Annotated in this window: 1 protein-coding gene and 1 pseudogene; one reads left to right on the top strand and one right to left on the bottom strand. The window is 44.6% G+C overall.

The genetic code is table 11. The features are described from left to right. Window positions 1-500, top strand: a 500-nt coding sequence (locus R8N49_RS25745; RefSeq protein WP_318190286.1) for a LysR substrate-binding domain-containing protein, incomplete at its 5' end; no start/stop codon positions are given. On the opposite strand, the pseudogene R8N49_RS25740 reads toward R8N49_RS25745, so the two are convergent. Further along, window positions 497-900: pseudogene (locus tag R8N49_RS25740) on the bottom strand (phosphotransferase); the annotation flags it as partial. The gene R8N49_RS25745 and the pseudogene R8N49_RS25740 sit on opposite strands and share 4 nt — an antisense overlap.

Genomic DNA, 900 nt, shown 5'->3' with positions numbered 1-900 from the left:
CGTTTCTGCGCTGGGGAAACGAAGCTAAAAACCGTTTAATAGATGGTGAAAATGCGGTCGCAATCCACTACTTTGATGAGGACTTACCTCAATCGGTCGCACAAAAAGAGTTGGGAAAAGGAAAGGCCGTCTTTTTTGTTCGCAAAGATCACCCCGCACAAGATTTTGATGACTTGCAGCTCTACCCCTTTTTACTCTTCAAAACACCAGGATGGAATGACTACCGATACCCTCTATTGGAACGCTTGAAGAACATTGGCTTTAATGCGTCGCCAAAAGTGGAAATAGAACACCCAGCGATGATCCACAAAATCATCCTTCAAACCGATCATTTCGGTATCACGATGAGTGACCATGTCCCGCAGGGATGCAGAAGTATCGCACTACCGAACCGCTTAGAATTGAATGTCAGCTACGTGATGAGTTGTCGGCGTTCACAGCAACACGCGCCATTAAATCTATGGTTATTTGATAAGATTAAACACGTGATTGCAAACTAACGTTCTTTTAGTATGCCCAAAGTAATCGCTTGGTGATGTTGACGCAGATAATCGATATCTTGCAAATACGCGATGTGATGTCCCTCTTCCAAATTGGCTTGAAATCTCTCATCCCTGCTGCTTGCCATCAGTCTCATGTAATCAACCAAAGCCGTGAGCCTTAACGTCATCACATCCACCAGATTTTCTCGCTCTAATTTCGAGCAGCCATACGCGTCGCAGAACAGTTTGGCGCGTTGAATTTGCTGTTCCAAGTTGCCCATTCGGTCATTTTCATCCGTTTTAAAAGGAGCCCAACCGTAAATGGAAAAAGCAACGTCCCATAAACGAGGAGCAGGATGTGCGGTATCAAAATCGAATACACCAACCACAGTTTGACCATTTAGTGCAACATTGTATG

Source organism: Vibrio sp. 1978 (assembly GCF_033344345.1).
This window is presented reverse-complemented; position numbering and strand designations above follow the sequence as displayed.